The organism is Bradyrhizobium hipponense (assembly GCF_008123965.1).
Taxonomy (GTDB): domain Bacteria; phylum Pseudomonadota; class Alphaproteobacteria; order Rhizobiales; family Xanthobacteraceae; genus Bradyrhizobium; species Bradyrhizobium hipponense.
This window is the reverse complement of the sequence record NZ_VSTH01000168.1, coordinates 17,902-36,605: the sequence shown is the minus strand read 5'-3', so window position 1 is coordinate 36,605 and position 18,704 is coordinate 17,902. Positions and strand designations below refer to the sequence as shown.

Below are 18,704 nucleotides of genomic sequence, written 5' to 3'. Positions count from 1 at the left end.
CCGCAGGCGGGGGAGGGAGCGCACCGCCGTCTGGGCCAACCAAATCTCAACCCATCACGTCCCGATACACAGCGTGGCGCGCTGCTTGCGCAGCAGTGCGATCACGGACAGGGCAGTGATCAGGCCGGTCTTTGGATTTTCGGACGGGATGTTCTCGATTCCCATCGAGAACCGCGCCGAATCCGCCTCGACCTCGATGCGGTGAACGTTGCGCGTCACAGTCGGATCGGCCCAGATCTGCACCATTGTACGGTCTGGCCCGACACCGGCGAGCGACAGCGCCACCGCAACATTGAGATTGGCCGGAAAGCCCTTTGCGGCTTCGCGCGCCGTGCCCTCGAACAGCTTCAGCGGCTCGCGCAGATTATCGATGTCGATATTGTTCGCGACGATGAACGGCGCACCCTTCAAGCCGTCGATCGGCTTGCGCGTAACCATCTTCACCGAATGGATGGTGCCGATCGCGGCGGCATTGACCGCGTCGAGCCCGATCAGCGCGCCGGTCGGCACGATGATGCGGCCGCCATTGGCCCGCGCCAGATCGATGAGATCGGAATTGTCCAGCAGCGCGCCGACGCTGACGACGACAGTGGCCTTGCCGCGCTTCACTGCGGGCTCCACGATCGAGCGCAGGTGACGGCTCGGCGCGCACTCGACGACGATGTCGGCGGCCTCGCCGAGCTGTTCGATCGGCAGGACCTGCAGCGGACTTCGCAGCGAGTTCAGGAACGCCTGATGCTTTGCGGGATCGCGAACGGCCACGGCAGACAGCGTCAGCCCCTCGATGCCCTGATCGAGCGCGGTTGCGATCTTGGTTCCGATCGAGCCAAGCCCTGCAATGGCAACCCGCAAGTCGTTCGGCTTCGCAGCTCTCATCGCGTCACACCTTTTGTCGAGGCTCGTGTCATAGCCCCTCAGGCGCCCCGCGCATAGCTGCCCAGGCGCGCATCGAGCACCGACAGCATTGCATCGCGAGCCGGGTCGCGCGAGCCGCGCAGCCAGGCGGCGGCGAGAGGCAGCCGGCCCACAGGGCCGCTCTGCTTCGGCCGGAGCGAGACGAAGCGCACGCCGGTGACCGCCATCCGCGTCGTCCAGCGCGGCACGATCGCGACCCCAAGCTTCGTTGCCACCAGATGAATGATGGTCTGCTTCTCGTCGGCGACCTGCACGACGCGCGGCGTCAGGCCGGCCTGCTCGAACAGTTTGATCGTGAGGTCATGGCTGTCGGGCCGCGAACGGCGGTCCGGCACCAGCATCGGCTCATCGGCGATGTCGGCCAGCGTGATCGATTTACGCTCCGCCAGCGCGTGCCGCTGCGGGAACGCTGCGATCGCGGTCTCCTGCAGCAGATGACGGAATTCCAGCCGCTTGTCCGGCCGGTCGGGCGGACGTACGAAAGCGAGATCGAGCGCACCGGTCAGGATTTTCGGCAGCAGTCGAACGGTTTTGTCTTCGAGAAGCTGCACTGCGACGTCTGGATGCTTGGCGCGGAAATCGCGCAGCAGCGGCGGCAACAGCCCCGCCGCAGCACTGTCGATCGCTCCGATCCGCAGCCGCCGTGCGGCCCCTGCGCGCGAGCGGTTGCGCAGGTTGGTCTCGACCGCCTCGACGCGGGCTAGGATGGCGCGGGCATCGCGCAACAGCGTCGATCCGTCCTCCGTAAGAGAGACCGCGCGCGTCGTCCGTGCGAACAGCCGCGCCCCCAGATCCTCCTCCAGGAGCCTGATCTGGCGGCCGAGCGCGGAGGGTAGCATCTGCAGATGCTGCGCCGCGCGGCCGAAATGCAACTGCTCGGCCGCCGCCACGAAGCATCGGAGCTGATGTAATTCCATCTTCCGCCTCTCGTCTATCCCGGGAGGATTATATCATTTTTTTGTATAAACCAGCGCCAATTGAGTTTGCGTCCTGCGCTCGTCTAGGTTCGCTGCCAGCGTGAACCGGGCATGTCGTGCTGGCCCGCCTGCTCGTTCTCTCAGGGGTCCTGATCCTGCTATTGTCGCGCGCGAAGACCGCGCCCGTCGAACCCGTCCCGCAATCCCATTGATATCTGAAACGGAGCACTCCATGCGTACCTATTCGATTGCAGCAATCCCCGCCGACGGGATCGGCCCCGAGGTCATCTCCGCCGGCGTTCGCGTGCTGGAGGCTCTGGCAAAACGCAGCGGCGACCTTGCCTTCACCATCAAGACGTTCGACTGGGGCTCTGACTATTACAAGAAGCACGGCGTGATGATGCCGGCCGACGGCCTGGCGGAGCTCAAGAAGTTCGACGCGATCTATTTCGGCGCGGTCGGCGCGCCCGACGTGCCCGATCACATCACGCTGTGGGGCCTGCGCCTGCCGATCTGCCAGGGTTTTGACCAATACGCCAATGTGCGGCCGACCAAGATATTGCCCGGCGTCGCTTCGCCGCTGCGCAATGTCGGCGTCGGCGATCTCGATTGGGTGATCGTGCGCGAGAATTCGGAAGGCGAATATGCCGGCATGGGCGGCCGTGCGCATAAGGGCCTCCCCGAGGAGGTCGGCACTGAAGTGGCGGTGTTCACCCGTGTCGGCGTGACGCGGATCATGCGCTACGCGTTCAAGCTCGCACAGTCGCGTCCACGCAAGTTCTTGACGGTGGTGACCAAGTCGAACGCGCAGCGCCATGGCATGGTGATGTGGGACGAGATCGCGGCCGAGGTCGCGGCCGAATTCCCCGACGTGACCTGGGACAAGATGCTGGTCGACGCCATGACCGTGCGCATGACGCTGCATCCGAACAGCCTCGACACCATCGTTGCGACCAACCTCCACGCCGACATCCTCTCGGACCTGGCCGGCGCACTCGCCGGCAGCCTCGGCGTGGCGCCGACCGGCAACATCGATCCGCAGCGCCGCTTCCCCTCGATGTTCGAGCCGATCCACGGCTCGGCCTTCGACATCACCGGCAAAGGCATCGCCAATCCGGTCGCGACGTTCTGGACCGGCGCGCAGATGCTCGAGCATCTCGGCGAGAAGGATGCGGCGGTGCGGCTGATGGCGGCGGTCGAGCGCGTCTGCGCCGCCGGCGTGCTGACCCCGGACGTCGGCGGAAACGCGACGACGAAAGAGGTGACCGACGCCGTGATCGACGCGATCCATGGGGCGAACGTCTAGCAGGCGTTGGAGAGCCGGCGATCGGAGGACCATTCGATGCCAGACGGCGCGGCTTGATGTGAGGAGCGTCGAGCCCGCAAACCACTAAGGCTCCGAATGCCTGAGAGATCTCCTGGTCCACCAATTCGACATCAACGCGAATTTCGGTGGACCAAATCTGACGTCACTGCACGCCATGGCGCGCGAACTCGTCGCCGACCTTAAGCTCGATGAGCCTTGCTGCCGAGACGTCGCGATCGCCGCCGGCTTTGTCGCCCAGCCTGAGCTTGGCCAATCCGCGGCCATAGAGCGCGCTCGCCAGGTTTGGCGCCAGGCGCAACGCCGAATTGTAGTCGTCAATCGCCGCGGCGAACCGGCCCGTCTTCAGATGGATCAGCGCACGTGAATCGTATGTCGCGGCATCTTTCGATCCCGACTGAATCGCCCTGTCGCAGTCGTCGAGCCCGCGCTGTAGATCGCCGATGACCGCCCGGGTCCAGCAGCGTCCGCTCCTCGCCAGCGTCAAATTCGGATCGAGGCGAATGGCCTCGTCGAAATCGAGCGCAGCCCGATCATACTGGTGCAGTTTCAGGTGGGCTTCCGCGCGGTTGGCGAAGGCCCTGCCATAAGTCGGGTTGCGCCTAATTGCCTCGTCGAAAGCCTTGACCGCATCGCCATAAGCTCCCTTTCTCAAATAGGCGACGCCGCGATTATTCACCGGCTTGACGTAGCCTGAAGCGAGTTCGATCGCGCGATCGAAATCACTGATCGCACGGTCATACTCCGCAGCTGCAGTATAAGCATTGCCACGATTGTTGTAAGCCACAGCCAGTGCATCCGCCTTGGCATCACCCGAATTGATCAGCGCCGTACAACCCGCGATCCGGGCTTGGGCCGGGAGGCGGTCCGTACCGTTGCACTGCTCAATGCTCTTGAGGTGGCTATTCTTCTGCAGCTGCTGCGCCGCTGCCGGCGAACCGAGCGCCAGCAGGACGAGAATGGACGCGGCGCCGTCGACGATGGCAGCCCTCACAGTCATCTCCGTGTCAGGCCTCGCTGAAATTGGCGGAACAGCGCCTCGGATGCTTCGCATGCCGCAACGGGGAGACGAGAAGACGCTCGCCTCGAAGTTCGCTTCAGCAACCTCTGCAGATCTTCAGCCTGGGACCGCTCTCCTGGTCGGGCTGCCGCCCCGTAGCAGCCACGCGCTTCTTGACCAATTTGCTATTGCCCTCTTCGATAAGAGTCGAAAACTTGACCGCGCCGTCATCAGCAATTTCGATGTGCGGCGTGGTGCCTCGAATTCCCATCGTCGCAACCGGCGTATCGACTTTCATGTCGCCGGTCTTCGCGACCTGGCCGGCAACAAATGTGGCCGTTCCTCTGGCCAGATTGAAAAACGTCGCGTTGGACTTGCCGTCCGGCTCGTACACATACTCATCCAAAGTCATACGCGCGTTGCTCGACAGATTGAACGACGAGCCATCGTTGAAATTGATGCTGACCCGGCTGTCCGCCCCGGTTCGCACCACGTCGCGCAGATAGACGACGTCGCCAGTCCTGGTTTGAGACACCTGATCGGGAAGGGTCGCCTGAACGGCGACCGCACCTGCGTGCTCGATCGAAACCGAACCTGTAGCGGCTACGACTTTGCCGATTGGTTTTGACGCAACGACCTCAAGGCCGTCCTTAACGGGATTGACCTGAGCCTGCGCCGGCACAGCAAGAACGCTCGCGGACGCCCAAACGAAACCAGTCACCAAAGCTGCAATCATATGCCTGCACATGACCCGCCCTTTCCGAGAAGATCTTGTTCGCGTGCGGCTTGATGGGGGCTCTGAGTCCGCGGCCAAGCCCGCAAGTCGTGCGTGAGTATCTACAACGAGGATCGGGCCTTGCGGACCAGCCCTCCAAAAGAAGTACTCTTATATTTCTTTATCTTAGCCCCAAGCTGTTTGTCTGACCAGCGGAAGTGAGCTAAATTTTCGCGCGGCTCAGTCGTCAACCTCTTGAGAGCCAAATTGCGATCGCGTCGAGAGGCCACCTCTCGCGTGAACCTGCCACCATCTAGGCTATACCTATAGAGATCAGTTTTTTCATCAAACGTCTTCGGCGTGCAGGCCTGGGGTTGCTAGCGCCAAAAATGACCCCCTTGGCGTAGCAAAACCGATAAGAAGACCGCGGCACCGCGCCAACCCCGATTTAATCGGCACGCGAGGCCAGAGCCATGTTAGTTGCTTCAGGCGTTGGACCCCGGGATGGGGTTGTTACGGCTTTACCTCTCCAGATCATCGGCATCGTTCAGAGTGCGTTGGGCTACGTCACCCTTACGCGCGGGGGCGCCGCAACTCAGGTCAGCATCGGCGACCTTGTCTGTCGACATGACGTAATCGAAACGGCTGCGGATGCGCAGATCGGGATTCGGCTTCTCGACGACACTATCTTCAACGCCTCCAGCCGGGCTTGCATCCAGCTGCGCGAGTTCGCCTCCGATTCCGACGGCACGTCGCGTTCGACCGTGGTTGCGGTCACCAGTGGAAGCTTTGCGTTCGCTGCCGGCCGGCTGGCAAACAGCGGTGCTCTGACCATCGATACCTCCCTCGGCAGCGTTCGCTGCCGCTCCTATGCGACGGGGTTCGGCATCCTGACGATTGCGGCGTTGACTTTCTCGATGATGCAAGACGCACAAGCCGCAGACCCGGACGCCACGTTTTTGGATGACGATACGATCGCTTACAAGGACCTGCAGCACGGCGCATTCGAGCTCATCACCAAGGAGCCGGTGCCGCGACACATCATCGTCGAAGATCCGGGCGAGACCATCGTCCTGAAAAGGATTGGCTCCTCGATCAGCGTGAACCAGGTTGCGAACAGTGCTGCCCGCATGGAGGAGCTGCAGGCGGCCCAACAGGACGTGCTTGCCAATTTCACGCGAGGTCCGACAGGATCCGGCACACCACCTTTCGGCAGTTCGCTCGCGCTGCAGCACATCAACTTCACATCGGATAGCACGACTGCGCCGCCAAATCTGGCTCCACCACTGCAGCCGTTCGACATCCCCTTGATCGTGCTGCCGCCGCCGACACTGAACCTGCCGACCGGGCCAATCGAAATCGACACGATCACGTTCGACGAGTTCACTGCGACAAGCGGTACCTTTACCGCCAGCAGCCCGCTCAATGGCGCCCTCACCTACGGTCTCAGCGGAGGTACGGTCGGCACCACGGTCCTGAATGGAGTGACATACGATCTTTCGCAGACCGGTCCGTATGGCACCCTCTATCTCAACAGCGTATCCGGCGCCTACACTTTTGTTCCGAACAATGATGCGATCAATGCCCTGTCGTCGCCGACGACCACGAGTTTCGTCGTCACGGTCTCGGACGGCGAGCTCTCGACGAGTCAAACCTTCATCGTCAGCATCAACGGCGTCAACGACACGGCCACTATCTCAGGCAACGCCGCTGGCATAGTGGTGGAAGCGGGCGGCGTCGCCAATGCGGCGCCGGGCACACCCAGCGCAACCGGCACGCTTACGGACACGGATGTCGACAATCCGCCCAACACCTTCACGGCGGTCAGTTCGCCGACCAGGAGCGCGGGCGGCTACGGCTATTTCACGATGACAGCTGGCGGCGTGTGGACCTACACGCTCGACAATGGCAACAGCACAGTACAGGCCCTGAAGGTCGGCGACACCCTGACCGACACGCTGACGGTGACCAGCGTCGACGGCACCCCCCAGGTCGTGACGATCACGATCCACGGCAGCAACGACGCCGCCGTCATCTCCGGCACCACGACCGGTTCAGTCGTCGAGGCAAGCGGCGCTTCGCCCGGCACGCCGATCGCGGCGGGCACACTTGCCGCCGCGGATGTCGACAATCCGGCCAACATGTTCGTGCCGGTCGGCCCGCCGACGCCCAGCGCGCATGGCTATGGCAGCTTCACGATCACTGCGGCCGGCGTGTGGACTTACGCGCTCGACAATACCAGTACCGCGGTGCAGGCGCTCAACAATGGCGACACGCTGACCGACAGCTTCACGGTGACCACGGTCGACGGCACGGCACAGACAGTGACGATCACGATCAACGGCAGCAACGATGGAGCGCTCATCTCCGGCACGGCGTCCGGCTCGGTGATCGAGGCCGGAGGTGTAGCCAATGGTACGCCTGGCATGCCGACTGCGACCGGCACGTTGACCGATGTCGATCCTGACAACACGTCCAACACCTTCACCCCGGTAAGCACGCCAAAGACGAGCGCGGGCGGCTTCGGCATCTTCACGATGACGGCGCTGGGCACGTGGACCTACACACTCGACAACAGTAATGGCACAGTGCAGGCGCTCAACGTCGGCGATACTCTGATCGATCAGTTCACCGTAACCACTGTCGACGGTACGCCGCAGCTGGTGACAATCACGATCAACGGCACGAATGACGCTGCCGTCATTTCCGGAACCACGACGAGCTCGGTTCTCGAAGCCGGCGGCATCTCCTCCGGCACGCCAGTCGCAACTGGCACGCTCACTGATGCCGACATCGACAATCCGGCCAACACCTTTACAGCGGTGACCTCGCCAACTGCAAGCGACGGCGGCTACGGCGCTTTCACGATGACCGCGTCCGGAATATGGACTTATACGCTCGACAACAACAACGGCCTGGTGGACGCACTGGATGTCGGCGATACGCTCACCGATCATTTCACGGTGACGACCATCGACGGCACCACGCAAGAGGTGACGATCGCCATCCATGGTGCCAGCGACGCGGACCCCAATGACTTCGACAATCTGGCAACAGGAACCACCGTCTTATCCGATCCCCCGTTTATCTACGGCACTCCCGGACACGACAGCATCGCCGGTGGCGGCAGCATCCCCCAAATCGTCTATGGGGGCGCCGGTGACGACACCCTTAACGGCACCGGCGTGAACGACACCATCTTTGGCGGATCTGGCAACGATACGATCAAGGGCAATAACGGGGACGACGTCATCTACGGTGGTTCGGGGCGAGACGATATCGACGGCAGCAACGAGAACGACACCATCATCGGCGGGTTCGGTCCGGACCAGCTCACGGGCGGCAATGGCAATGATGTCTTCGTTTATCTATCGGCGGCAGATTCCCGTGCTGGCCGGTTCGATACGATCACCGATTTCAGATCAGGAACCGACAGGATCGATTTGACGGCTATCGGCGCGCTCGGGTTCGTGATCCTGGCATTGACCTCGACAAGCGCGTCCGTGCCGCCCCACACCATCGCGTGGATTTACGACAGCTCAGCCAATGAAACCATCGTGTATGTCAATCCGACGGACCAAACCCTCCAGATCGGCGATTCCAGCCTGGTGGAAGTTCATCTCCAGGGTATCGCGACCATCGATTCGTCGGACTTCATCGTGGACCAAACCGCGGCACCTGCCTTGGCGGTGAACGACACCATCGATCCGACCGCAGTCACGCAAAGCGACACGATCGTCATTGCGCTCAGCACTTCCGACACCTCCACTGACGCGACGAACAGTAGCGGTGCTCTTTCGTTCGAGGCAAGCTCAACCGCAATCGATGTAAACTATTCCTTCGATTTCGATCGGGATTACAGCGGGTGGAGCAACGAGCTCACCCCTTCCACCTCGGGCGAGACTGCAACCCAATCCATCCTCTCCGAACCGGCGGTCGTTTCGCGATCGATGGATGTATTCAGATTTGCCTTCGAACAGAGCGTGATCAACGACAGCATCCATCCGAACGGTATTGGTGCGGGCGGCATGGCGAAGGAGAGTCATGCCATGCTGGATGTCTCTTTGATCATGCCGGATGCACTCCTTGCAACCGACCATCATCTCGGTGGCGGCAATGCCGCGGAGGCTCATGGCCGTGGCACTGCCGATACTGGGATTGCGCTTGATGCCGCTCCGGAGAAAGTTGCCGGGAACGGCGGCGGCGCTCATTCGAATCCCCTTCAAGCCAGCGAACACGGTCATGCTCCGACTAAGGGGTACGACGAGCCGAATTCTCAACTGCACACCGCGGCAGATGGCGCGCCCGGCTCACACGGAAACTCGCAGGCAAATCCGCAGGGGCCCGATTCCTTCAATTTCGCGAATCCGGCGACTGAAACACCGAGCATCGCGTTTGTGAACGATGTCCCGTCGCCGTCCAATCATCACGAAGGCACGACACAACCCGACGGACATGGTGAAGCAGCGACAGCCGGCGAGAATTCGCAGCTGGATCATAGCACTCACGCTGTGGGCCATTTAGCCGAACATCATGTGCTGCACGATCTTCTGGTGTGACCTCTGCTGAAGATGCACATGCCAAGGGACGCATCGCGGAATATTCACCTAACGCTCGCCCAAGCGGAGAGGGAACATACCTTCTCGGCTTCCACTCAGACCGATCTCGGATTACCGCCGGTTCGGAGTCGCCATCGCAGCCGCCGGCTCGGGCGGCGTCAGGTGGCGCGGGACGATGATGGACTGGCCGGGGGTGAGCGGTGCGCTCTCCGGCAGCGAGTTGCTCTGCGCGAGCGACCACAGCGGCACGCGATTGGCCGCGGCGATGCTCGCCATGGTGTCACCGCGACGCACCGGCAGCCGCACGCCGCTGTCCCACAATTCGACCAGCGTGCCGGCGGGCACGAGATAGCGCAGCGGCACGGCATCGGCTTGAGTCTGCGCCGGGATACGCGACAACTGCGTGACCATGTCGAGGATCTGGCGGTGGATGTCGTCCGACTTCTCGATGTTGATGTGTGAGACCCGCGCATTCTCCTTCAGGTCGTAGCTCGCATAATGGCCGCGATAGCCGGGCTTGGTCACGACGTCGCCGCCGCCGAGCACGCTGTCGGAAAGGAAGATGTTGATGAAGCGCTCGACATTGAGCGGCACGTCGCCGGTGGCATGCGCGGGGTCGATGGTGATGACGAGGCTGATCGGAATGTTCTCCTTGGCCGCCATCTCGGAGATGACCACCGAACACAGCCCGCCCATCGAATGCCCGATCAGCACGATCGGCGCCGGCTCCTCCTTGTAGCTGGAGATGGCGCGGTCGCCGATCCATCGGCAGATGGTGAATTCGTAGACGTCGGCCGAAAAACCGGCCTGCGTCAGTTTTTCGCTGAGCCGGTCCATGCCGGTCGAGAAGATCGGTCCCATGGCGCCGCGGAACAGGTAGATTTTCGGCGGCGGCAGTGGCTCGGGTGGTGGAGGCGGCGGGGCGGCGGGCGCGACCGCGGGCTTCGGCTTGGCAGGTGACGCCGCAGCCATGCCGGTGCTGAAGGCGAGCAGCGCAACCGCTGCCAGCACCACAATTCGCCTTGGGTCCATCATCAGTCCAGCAGTCCCACCGCGGAAGGCAAAGGCCGTCCCCCAATGGCTTAGTGACCACCGATTGGGTGGAATTTGGGGCACGGAACCGGCGGCGCTATACCGCCGCGTGTATCAAGCTCCCTGGTCCGCTGAACGAGCAAGCTCCCGGCCCGTCACCGCCCACTCTTGAGCCGGCTGCGATGCGCGGCCTGCTTGGCGCGATTGCCGCAGATCGCCATCGTGCACCATCTCCGCGCGCGCCTGCGAGTGTGGTCGGCGAAGAGCATCGTGCAGTTATGGCCCTCGCACGCCTTCACGTTGGAAAACTGTTCCTCGCAGACGAATTTCGCCAAGGCTTCGCCGACCGGCAGCAGCAGCGATTCCGGTGATCGCCAGCGCCGCATCCTTTGCAGCGCAAGACCATCCCCCTCCTCACCATGACGCGGCACGATTTGCCGGAACGTCTCATCGCGCTCCAAAAGGCCGTTCAACGGGCCAAGCTCGCGCAGCGCCTTCGCGGTAAGCGGCCGGCCCGCATGCTCCAGAACGAAGCCACGAAACCACTCGCGCAAGGCGCGGGCCTGATCGGCAATCTTATCGAGCTCGCCCGGCCTCGCCCGCGCCTTCATCGCGTCCAACTCGTCCGCCGGCACCAGCTTCGCCTGCGCCAGCCAGTCGATCAGGCCATCGCCATCCTCAATCCAGTCGACGGGTGTATCGAGCGGCGTCGCGACCGAATTGAGGAAATCGAGGCCGAGGGAGTCAGCAATGAACATGGCGGGCGGTCTGACCATGAGAAATCCTTGGCCGATCTGAGAGAGACACCGCCCAAGTAACCTATTAAATGCCAATTGACAAGTTACTAAGAGGGCATGTAACCTCACGATCGACAATTAACAGGTTACGAATCACAATGGAGACGGTCATGACCCCGACGACGTACCGCACCGCAGACGTCGATGGATTCAAGGTGTTCTATCGCGAGGCCGGCACCAAAGGCGCGCCGAAGCTCCTGCTGCTGCACGGCTTCCCGAGCGCCGGCCACATGTTCCGCGACCTGATCCCGCTTCTCGCCGACAAGTTTCAAATCGTGGCACCGGACCTTCCTGGCTTCGGCCAGTCCGACATGCCTCCGCGCGAAACCTTCCGCTACACCTTCGACAATGTCGCGCGGGTGATCGAGCGCTTCACCGAAGTGATCGGCTTCGACCGCTTTGCCGTCTATGTCTTCGACTACGGCGCGCCGACCGGCTTCCGGCTCGCGCTGCGCCACCCCGAGCGCATCACGGCAATCATCTCGCAGAACGGCAACGCCTATGAGGATGGCCTCAGCGACGGCTGGACTCCGATCAAGACCTATTGGCAGGATCCCTCGCCGGCCAACCGCGACGCGCTACGCGCTCTCCTCACGCCGGAGGCGACGCGCTGGCAATATACCCATGGCGTTCCCGATACGACGACCGTGTCGCCGGACGGCCAGAACCTCGACAATTTCTACCTTGCGCGCCCCGGCTCCGATGACGTGCAGCTCGACCTGTTCGGCGACTACAAGAGCAATGTCGCGCTCTATCCGTCATTCCAGGACTATTTCCGCACGCACAAGCCGCCGCTCCTCGCGGTGTGGGGCAAGAACGATCCGTTCTTCATCCCGCCAGGCGCCGAGGCGTTCAAGCGTGACAATCCCAACGCCGTCGTTCAATTCTTCGATACCGGCCATTTTGCGCTGGAGACGCATGCAAGAGAGATCGCAGACAGCATCCGCGCGTTCTTGACTTAGCAGGAGCGATGGCCATGGTCCATGCGAGACGGACTCCGGAACGGTTGAGCGCATTTTCCGATGGTGTGTTCGCCGTCCTGATCACAGTGCTGGTACTGGAGCTTCGCCCGCCCGAGATCCCGACCTTCACGGCCTTGCTGGCGCTGTGGCCGACCTGGCTCAGCTATGCCGTGAGCTACGTCTTCATCGCGATCGTGTGGGCCAACCATCACCATCTGATGCGTTACGCGAGCGAAGCGACGCCGCGGCTGATGTGGTTCAACTTCGCGCATCTGTTCTCCGTGTCGCTGCTGCCGCTCTCCACTGCCTGGATGGCGGTGAGCGAACTCGCGCCACAGCCGGTCGCATTCTACGCCGCAGTGTTCTTCCTGGTGAACGCGAGTTACGTCGCCCTGATCTGGGATCTTGTCGGGCGGGCACCTCCGAGCGAGGTCTCGCCGAGAGACCGCAGCATCATGCGGATCCGGTCGGTCGTCACGCTCGGTATTTTCGCCGCCGCCGCCGGCGTGGCATTGAAATTCCCGATCCTCGGGCTAGCAATGTGTTGCGGCTGCCTGATCGTTTATTTGAAGCCGGAGCCATCAGGTGCCAAGGACGGCACACCCGTCGACGGCGGAGAATAGGGCACACCGCGCTCCCGCTGCTTCCTGCCTACAACGGCAGAATCCGGTTCAGCAATTCGAGCAAGGTGCGCTGCTCGGTCTCGCTGAGCGGAGCGAGCATCTTTTTGTTGTAGGGCTCTGTCAGCCTTGCTCCCTCGTGAATGAGCTTTGCACCCTTTGGGGTCAGCATGAGCTCGACGGCCCGGCGATCCGCCTTCGAGCGATTGCGCTTGATGAAACCCGATGATTCGAGCTCGTTCAGGATCTTGATCAGGTTCGGCAGGCGCAACCGGAGCAGGCCTGCGAGGCTGCTCGGGGGAACGCCGGGATTGTCGCGAATGACGGCGAAGATCGCATAGGTCGCGGGCGTCAGCCCCAATGCGGCGAACTCTTCGTAAAAGCCTTCGAAGAACTTCAGCTGCGCCAGCCGCAGCATGAAGCCGGGCGTGCGCCGGAGCGCTTTCAAATCCAACGATTGTTCCGGCTGCCGGGCGGACTTCACTGCGGATTTCACGGGCTCATGATCCTCAAGCGCGGCGGCCAAAAATCCGCCGAATTGACTCTCTCGAAAATAGATATAAAATATAACTATTATATAGCGGCACTAAGACCGCCCACGGGAGGAAGACAATGAACAGCAAATTCCTGCACAAATTGTGCATTTCGGCCTTGGTGCTGGCCGCAACACCGGCGTTCGCAGAGGACGCGGTGAAGATCGGTATCCTGAACGACCAGTCGGGTCCGTTCGCGAGCTATCAGGGCATCGGCTCGGTCGTCGCCGCCAAGATGGCGGTCGAGGATTTCGGCGGAAAGGCCGGCGGCAAGCCTGTCGAGGTCGTCGCGGCCGATCACCAGAACAAGACCGACATCGGGATCGGCATTGCAAGGCGCTGGTACGAGAACGACGGTGTCGATGCGATCTTCGACATCCCCAACTCGTCGATCGCGCTTGCGGTAGCCGGCATGAGCGCCGAGAAGAACAAGGTCCTCGTCGGATCGGGCGCAGGAACGGTGCTTCTGACCGGCGAAAAATGCACGCCGAACACCGTGCACTGGACCTACGACACCTATGCCTATGGGCGCGGCCTCGGCAAGGCCATCGTCCAGCAGGGCGGCAAGAAGTGGTTCTTCATCACTGCCGACTACGCCTTCGGACATGATCTGGAGAAACAGGCTGCCGAGGCGGTGAAGGCGTCCGGCGGCGAGGTGCTCGGCAGCGTGCGGCATCCGCTGGGAACGGCCGATTACGCCTCTTTCCTGCTCCAGGCCCAGGCTTCGGGCGCGAACGTCATCGGCTTCGCCAATGCCGGCGACGATACCATCACGTCGATGAAGCAGGCCGCCGAATTCGGGCTGACCAAGGACCACAAACTGGTCGGATTGATCCTGGGGATGAACGGGCTTCCCTCACTCGGGCTGAAGTTCGCGCAGGGCGCACAGATCATGAACCCGTTCTACTGGGATCTGAACGACGGCACCCGTGCTTTCGCCAAACGCTTCGCCGAGCGCATTCCGTCGAAGGCCTATCCGAACGACATGCAGGCCGGCGTCTATGCGTCAGTCATTCACTACCTCAAGGCGGTCGACAAGCTCGGCGGCGCCAAAGACGGCAAGGCGATCGTGGTGGCGATGAAGGAGATGCCCACCGACGATCCGCTGTTCGGCAAGGGCACCATCCGCAAGGATGGGCGTAAGATTCATCCGCTTTACCTGCTCCAGGTCAAGGCGCCGGAGGAATCGCATTCGGCCTGGGATTTGCTGAAGGTCGCCGGCACGATCAAGGGCGAGGACGCGTTCCGGCCGGAGAGCGAAGGCAAGTGTCCGCTCTCCGGTCAATAAGCAGTCCCAGGAGGTCACGATGACCAGCATCGCGTGCAGCCAGGCCGACCCGTTCGCGCCTGACTTCCTGGCCAATCCCTATCCCGCCTATGCAGCGCTGCGCGCGCTCGGGCCGGTATTCAAGCTCGAGCGTTACGACGTGTGGGCCATGGCCGGCTATGCCGAGGTCGAGGCGGCGCTGAAAGACTGGAAGACCTTCATCAGCGGCGAGGGCGTCGGCCTCAACGGGATGAATCCTGCCCTGCCGAAACCGTTGACGCTTCAGATCGATCCGCCCGACCACGACAAGGGCCGCCGCGTTCTCGGCCGCACCCTGTCTCCGGGCATCGCGCGGCGGCTGCGCGAAACGTTTCAGCGGGAGGCGGAGAAGAAGGTTTCGGAACTGATCGACAGAGGCACGTTCGATGCCGTGACCGATCTCGCCGAAGCCTACCCTATGAAGGTGTTTCCGGATGCGATCGGCATCCGGCCGGATGGACGCGACAAGCTGCTCGCCTGGAGCACGTTCGTGTTCGACAGCTTTGGTCCCGAGAACGACCAACTGGCGGCGTCGCGGAAGGAAGGCCTCGCGGCGCAGGGCTGGATCATGGAATGTTGCGCGCGAGATGCGTTGCGGCCCGACGGGCTCGGCATGATGATCTACCAGGCGGCCGACGAAGGCGAGATCAGCGAGCACGAAGCCACCCATCTGGTGCGGCCGTTCCTCACGGCCGGGATCGACACCACCGTCAACGGCATCGGCAACACGCTTCTGGCGCTCGCCGCGCATCCGGATGAATATCGCAAGCTCCACCACAGGCCGGAGCTGGCGCGCAACACTTTCGAGGAAGGCCTGCGCTACGATTCACCGGTGCAGACGTTCTTTCGAACCACCTCCCGCGACGTCGAGACCGCTGGCGGCGTAATTCCGGCCCACCGCAAGGTGCTGCTGTTCATGGCATCGGCCAATCGCGACCCGGCGCGCTGGGACAATCCGGACCGTTTCGAGGTCGAACGCGCCGCGACCGGAGATGTCGGTTTCGGCGCCGGCATTCACGCCTGCGTCGGCCAGATGATCGCACGTCTGGAAGGCGAATTGATCTTTGGCGAGCTCGCCAGGCGCGTGAAGACCATCGAGCTCACGGCGGAGCCCCGGCGCAGGCTCAACAATTCCCTGCGCGGGCTGGAGAGCATGCCGGTCCGCGTGACGGCCGCTTAAGCTGCGTCACGCAGGGTACGCGGGCCTGACGCGACGCGCCCTCAGTTGCGCGCCGGCGCTGTCGCGGCCGCCGCACGTGCGGGCCGCGCTGCACCGGGTTCGGCAACCGGTGCCGGTGCACGCGAGCGCAGGATCGCGGCGTCGATCTCGGCGATCACGCGGCGCTGGATCGCCTCGCTCTTGTCGATTGTGATGTGGCCGACGCCGGAGCCGCGCACGTCGACATTGTCGAGCTTGCCGCGGAAACCGTCGGCGCGCTTCACCGGCTCGCCGGGACCATCGCCGATATAGATGTTGATGTAGCGTTCGGCGCCGGTGGTGAGCTTGGTCTTGAACACGGAGTCGAGCCCGATCGCGAGCTTCACGGGCACGCCGAGGCGGTTGAGCTTGGCGATCATGTCCGGCAGCGCGGTGGCACCGGAGGAGTGCCCGACCAGCACGATGGTTTTGAGCCGGCCAGCCTTGTAGGCAGTCGCGGCTTCATCGGCGAGCGAGGACCAGGAGACGAAATTGGCGACCGTTACCGGAATGCCCTGCGCCTCGAGCCGGGCGCCGATGGTGTCGAGCCCGAGCGAGAAGATATTGAGCACGCCGCGCAGCAGATAGACATGGGTCGTGGCGGCCGCCTGGCTCGGCGCGGCCTTGGCGGTGGTCGGGCTGAGGGCAACAGCTGACAGCAGTAGCAGGCCCATCGCCCACACACGGATGGCGGACAACTGGCTCGCGCCGGCTGCGTGACGGCCGTTCGGTCTCATCGATCTTTTCCCGACATATGCTTTGCAATTGGCCGGAATCGTAGCCATGGCCTGCTCGCAGACGCAACAAAGAGCCGCGTGAGCGACAATCTTAGCCGCAGCCCGTGGCTGTTGCGCAACACTTGCCTGAAACCTGCCACTGAAGGGCCCGTTTTGAGGCCATTTTTCTCCGGGGAATTGCGACCGGGCAATGGCATTCCTATCTCAGGGCTCCGCTGTGCCGCCCCTCCCGGGACGGGTTCCAGCCCCCTTCCCCAATCCGCCGGCCATCATGTCCTCCATCATTTCCGTCGCCAATTTGTCGAAGACCTATGGGTCCGGCTTCAAGGCGCTCAAGAACGTCAATCTCGATATCAAGCGCGGCGAGATCTTTGCGCTGCTTGGCCCGAACGGTGCGGGCAAGACCACGCTGATCTCGATCATCTGCGGCATCGCCAATCCCAGCGAAGGGAAAGTCCTGGTCGGCGGCGAGAACATCCAGACCTCTTACCGCAAGGCGCGCTCGCTGATCGGGCTGGTGCCGCAGGAACTGCACACCGACGCCTTCGAGAGCGTGTGGGCGACCGTCAGCTTCTCCCGCGGCCTGTTCGGCAAGCCGAAGAACCCGGCCCATATCGAGAAGGTGCTCAAAGACCTCTCGCTCTGGGACAAGAAGGACAACAAGATCATCACGCTCTCCGGCGGCATGAAGCGCCGCGTGATGATCGCCAAGGCGCTGTCGCACGAGCCGCAGATCCTGTTTCTGGACGAGCCGACCGCGGGCGTCGATGTCGAGCTGCGCAAGGGCATGTGGGAGGTGGTCCGCACGCTCCAGCAATCCGGTGTCACCATCATCCTCACCACGCACTATATCGAGGAAGCCGAGGAGATGGCCGACCGCATCGGCGTCATCAACAAGGGCGAGATCGTGCTGGTCGAGGACAAGGCGACCTTGATGCAGAAGCTCGGCAAGAAGCGGCTGACGCTGCACCTGCAAGGCAAGCTCAGCACGCTGCCGGAGAGCCTCAGCCCCTACAAGCTCGACCTCTGCGACAGTGGCGCGACGCTGATCTACGACTACGACACCAAGGGCGAGCGCACCGGCATCACCAGCCTGCTCGGCGACCTCCGCACCGCCGGCATCCGCTTCAACGATCTCGACACGACGCAGTCGTCGCTCGAGGACATCTTCGTCGACCTCGTGAGGGCGTCATGAACTACCGCGCTGTCCGCGCCATCTACCTGTTCGAAATGGCACGTACCTGGCGCACGCTGCTGCAAAGCATCGTCTCGCCGGTGGTCTCGACCTCGCTCTATTTCGTGGTGTTCGGCGCCGCCATCGGCTCGCGCATCAGCCAAGTCGAGGGCGTCAGCTACGGCACTTTCATCGTGCCGGGCTTGATCATGCTTTCTGTCCTGACGCAGAGCATCGCCAATGCTTCGTTCGGCATCTACTTCCCGAAATTCGTCGGCACGATCTACGAGATCCTGTCGGCGCCGATCTCCTACTTCGAGATCGTGCTGGGCTATGTCGGAGCGGCCGCAACTAAGTCGATTATCTTGGGCCTTATCATCCTGGCAACGGCCGGCTTGTTCGTGCCGCTGCACATCCACCATCCGGTCTGGATGCTGGTCTTCCTGGTGCTGACGGCGGTGACCTTCAGCCTGTTCGGCTTCATCATCGGCATCTGGGCCGACGGTTTCGAAAAGCTCCAGATGATCCCGATGCTGGTGGTGACGCCGCTGACCTTCCTCGGCGGCAGCTTCTATTCCGTCGACATGCTGCCGCCGGCCTGGCGCACGGTGGCGCTGCTCAACCCGGTGGTCTACCTGATCTCCGGCTTCCGCTGGAGCTTCTACGAGATCGCCGACGTCAGCTTGTCCGTCAGCGTCGGCATGACGCTGGCGTTCCTGGTGATCTGTCTAGTGGTGATCTCGTGGATTTTCCGGACCGGTTATCGGCTGAAGAACTGATCTTCGTCGTCATTCCGGGGCGCGACGAAGTCGCGAGCTACGATGCGCAATTGCGCATCGGAGAATCCATTCATCACCAACTCTGCCGTTCGACGGATTCCGGGTTCGCCCTCTTCGGGCGCCCCGGAATGACAAG

16 protein-coding genes are annotated in these 18,704 nt (G+C 62.6%); 8 read left to right on the top strand and 8 right to left on the bottom strand.

Going from position 1 to position 18,704, the window contains the following annotated elements; genetic code table 11:
- Positions 1-54: 54 nt before the first annotated feature.
- Positions 55-876: an aspartate dehydrogenase gene (locus FXV83_RS37190; RefSeq protein ID WP_148744671.1), complete on the bottom strand. Its 822-nt coding sequence runs from the start codon at positions 874-876 to the stop codon at positions 55-57.
- A 38-nt stretch (positions 877-914) separates the two neighbouring features.
- Positions 915-1,832 carry a LysR family transcriptional regulator gene (locus tag FXV83_RS37185; protein WP_148744669.1) on the bottom strand — a complete coding sequence of 306 codons (918 nt, stop codon included), beginning with the start codon at positions 1,830-1,832 and terminating at the stop codon, positions 915-917.
- A 232-nt stretch (positions 1,833-2,064) separates the two neighbouring features.
- Between FXV83_RS37185 and FXV83_RS37180 the strand changes: the two genes are divergently transcribed.
- Positions 2,065-3,138 carry a tartrate dehydrogenase gene (locus tag FXV83_RS37180; RefSeq protein WP_148744668.1) on the top strand — a complete coding sequence of 358 codons (1,074 nt, stop codon included), beginning with the start codon at positions 2,065-2,067 and terminating at the stop codon, positions 3,136-3,138.
- A 163-nt stretch (positions 3,139-3,301) separates the two neighbouring features.
- Here FXV83_RS37180 and FXV83_RS37175 read toward each other — a convergent pair whose 3' ends face one another.
- A complete protein-coding gene (locus tag FXV83_RS37175) occupies positions 3,302-4,156 on the bottom strand; it encodes a tetratricopeptide repeat protein (RefSeq protein ID WP_148744666.1) in 855 nt (284 codons plus the stop codon).
- Between the two features lie 97 nt (positions 4,157-4,253).
- A complete protein-coding gene (locus FXV83_RS37170; protein WP_235940526.1) occupies positions 4,254-4,892 on the bottom strand; it encodes a FecR family protein in 639 nt (212 codons plus the stop codon).
- Between the two features lie 536 nt (positions 4,893-5,428).
- On the opposite strand from FXV83_RS37170, the gene FXV83_RS37165 reads away from it, so the two are divergent.
- Complete coding sequence (locus FXV83_RS37165) at positions 5,429-9,430, top strand: VCBS domain-containing protein (RefSeq protein WP_148744677.1); 4,002 nt, start codon at positions 5,429-5,431, stop codon at positions 9,428-9,430.
- Between the two features lie 111 nt (positions 9,431-9,541).
- On the opposite strand, the gene FXV83_RS37160 is transcribed toward FXV83_RS37165, so the two are convergent.
- Both FXV83_RS37160 and FXV83_RS37155 read right to left on the bottom strand, forming a co-directional pair.
- Positions 9,542-10,465 carry a LysM peptidoglycan-binding domain-containing protein gene (locus FXV83_RS37160; RefSeq protein ID WP_187436427.1) on the bottom strand — a complete coding sequence of 308 codons (924 nt, stop codon included), beginning with the start codon at positions 10,463-10,465 and terminating at the stop codon, positions 9,542-9,544.
- Between the two features lie 152 nt (positions 10,466-10,617).
- Entirely contained in the window at positions 10,618-11,238 is a 621-nt protein-coding gene (locus FXV83_RS37155; protein WP_148744660.1) for a CGNR zinc finger domain-containing protein, read from the bottom strand.
- A gap of 131 nt (positions 11,239-11,369) precedes the next feature.
- Between FXV83_RS37155 and FXV83_RS37150 the strand changes: the two genes are divergently transcribed.
- Positions 11,370-12,221, top strand: coding sequence for an alpha/beta fold hydrolase (locus FXV83_RS37150; protein WP_148744658.1), 852 nt, complete (start codon positions 11,370-11,372; stop codon positions 12,219-12,221).
- Positions 12,222-12,235: 14 nt separating this feature from the next.
- On the top strand, positions 12,236-12,844 hold the full coding sequence (locus FXV83_RS37145; protein WP_148744656.1) for a TMEM175 family protein: 609 nt from the start codon (positions 12,236-12,238) through the stop codon (positions 12,842-12,844).
- A gap of 28 nt (positions 12,845-12,872) precedes the next feature.
- Here FXV83_RS37145 and FXV83_RS37140 read toward each other — a convergent pair whose 3' ends face one another.
- Positions 12,873-13,337, bottom strand: a complete 465-nt coding sequence (locus tag FXV83_RS37140; protein WP_148744654.1) for a MarR family winged helix-turn-helix transcriptional regulator — start codon at positions 13,335-13,337, stop codon at positions 12,873-12,875.
- 116 nt (positions 13,338-13,453) lie between these two features.
- Here FXV83_RS37140 and FXV83_RS37135 point away from each other — a divergent pair, with 116 nt between their 5' ends.
- Positions 13,454-14,662 (top strand): ABC transporter substrate-binding protein, encoded by a 1,209-nt coding sequence (locus tag FXV83_RS37135; RefSeq protein ID WP_148744652.1) that lies wholly within the window; start codon positions 13,454-13,456, stop codon positions 14,660-14,662.
- Between the two features lie 19 nt (positions 14,663-14,681).
- Positions 14,682-15,860 carry a cytochrome P450 gene (locus FXV83_RS37130; RefSeq protein WP_148744650.1) on the top strand — a complete coding sequence of 393 codons (1,179 nt, stop codon included), beginning with the start codon at positions 14,682-14,684 and terminating at the stop codon, positions 15,858-15,860.
- Positions 15,861-15,901: 41 nt separating this feature from the next.
- On the opposite strand, the gene FXV83_RS37125 is transcribed toward FXV83_RS37130, so the two are convergent.
- Positions 15,902-16,615, bottom strand: coding sequence for a hypothetical protein (locus FXV83_RS37125; RefSeq protein ID WP_148744648.1), 714 nt, complete (start codon positions 16,613-16,615; stop codon positions 15,902-15,904).
- Between the two features lie 271 nt (positions 16,616-16,886).
- Here FXV83_RS37125 and FXV83_RS37120 point away from each other — a divergent pair, with 271 nt between their 5' ends.
- Both FXV83_RS37120 and FXV83_RS37115 read left to right on the top strand, forming a co-directional pair.
- Positions 16,887-17,810 carry an ABC transporter ATP-binding protein gene (locus FXV83_RS37120; protein WP_148744646.1) on the top strand — a complete coding sequence of 308 codons (924 nt, stop codon included), beginning with the start codon at positions 16,887-16,889 and terminating at the stop codon, positions 17,808-17,810.
- Positions 17,807-18,568 carry an ABC transporter permease gene (locus FXV83_RS37115; RefSeq protein ID WP_148744644.1) on the top strand — a complete coding sequence of 254 codons (762 nt, stop codon included), beginning with the start codon at positions 17,807-17,809 and terminating at the stop codon, positions 18,566-18,568. The genes FXV83_RS37120 and FXV83_RS37115 overlap by 4 nt, the downstream gene beginning before the upstream one ends.
- Positions 18,569-18,704: the final 136 nt, after the last annotated feature.

Excerpts from the sequence above, each read along its gene's own strand:
- FXV83_RS37190 (WP_148744671.1), bottom strand. The coding sequence starts at position 876 with ATGAGAGCTGCGAAGCCGAACGACTTGCGGGTTGCCATTGCAGGGCTT.
- FXV83_RS37185 (WP_148744669.1), bottom strand. The coding sequence starts at position 1,832 with ATGGAATTACATCAGCTCCGATGCTTCGTGGCGGCGGCCGAGCAGTTG.
- FXV83_RS37180 (WP_148744668.1), top strand. The coding sequence starts at position 2,065 with ATGCGTACCTATTCGATTGCAGCAATCCCCGCCGACGGGATCGGCCCC.
- FXV83_RS37175 (WP_148744666.1), bottom strand. The coding sequence starts at position 4,156 with ATGACTGTGAGGGCTGCCATCGTCGACGGCGCCGCGTCCATTCTCGTC.
- FXV83_RS37170 (WP_235940526.1), bottom strand. The coding sequence starts at position 4,892 with ATGATTGCAGCTTTGGTGACTGGTTTCGTTTGGGCGTCCGCGAGCGTT.
- FXV83_RS37160 (WP_187436427.1), bottom strand. The coding sequence starts at position 10,465 with ATGATGGACCCAAGGCGAATTGTGGTGCTGGCAGCGGTTGCGCTGCTC.
- FXV83_RS37155 (WP_148744660.1), bottom strand. The coding sequence starts at position 11,238 with ATGGTCAGACCGCCCGCCATGTTCATTGCTGACTCCCTCGGCCTCGAT.
- FXV83_RS37150 (WP_148744658.1), top strand. The coding sequence starts at position 11,370 with ATGACCCCGACGACGTACCGCACCGCAGACGTCGATGGATTCAAGGTG.
- FXV83_RS37145 (WP_148744656.1), top strand. The coding sequence starts at position 12,236 with ATGGTCCATGCGAGACGGACTCCGGAACGGTTGAGCGCATTTTCCGAT.
- FXV83_RS37135 (WP_148744652.1), top strand. The coding sequence starts at position 13,454 with ATGAACAGCAAATTCCTGCACAAATTGTGCATTTCGGCCTTGGTGCTG.
- FXV83_RS37130 (WP_148744650.1), top strand. The coding sequence starts at position 14,682 with ATGACCAGCATCGCGTGCAGCCAGGCCGACCCGTTCGCGCCTGACTTC.
- FXV83_RS37125 (WP_148744648.1), bottom strand. The coding sequence starts at position 16,615 with ATGAGACCGAACGGCCGTCACGCAGCCGGCGCGAGCCAGTTGTCCGCC.
- FXV83_RS37120 (WP_148744646.1), top strand. The coding sequence starts at position 16,887 with ATGTCCTCCATCATTTCCGTCGCCAATTTGTCGAAGACCTATGGGTCC.
- FXV83_RS37115 (WP_148744644.1), top strand. The coding sequence starts at position 17,807 with ATGAACTACCGCGCTGTCCGCGCCATCTACCTGTTCGAAATGGCACGT.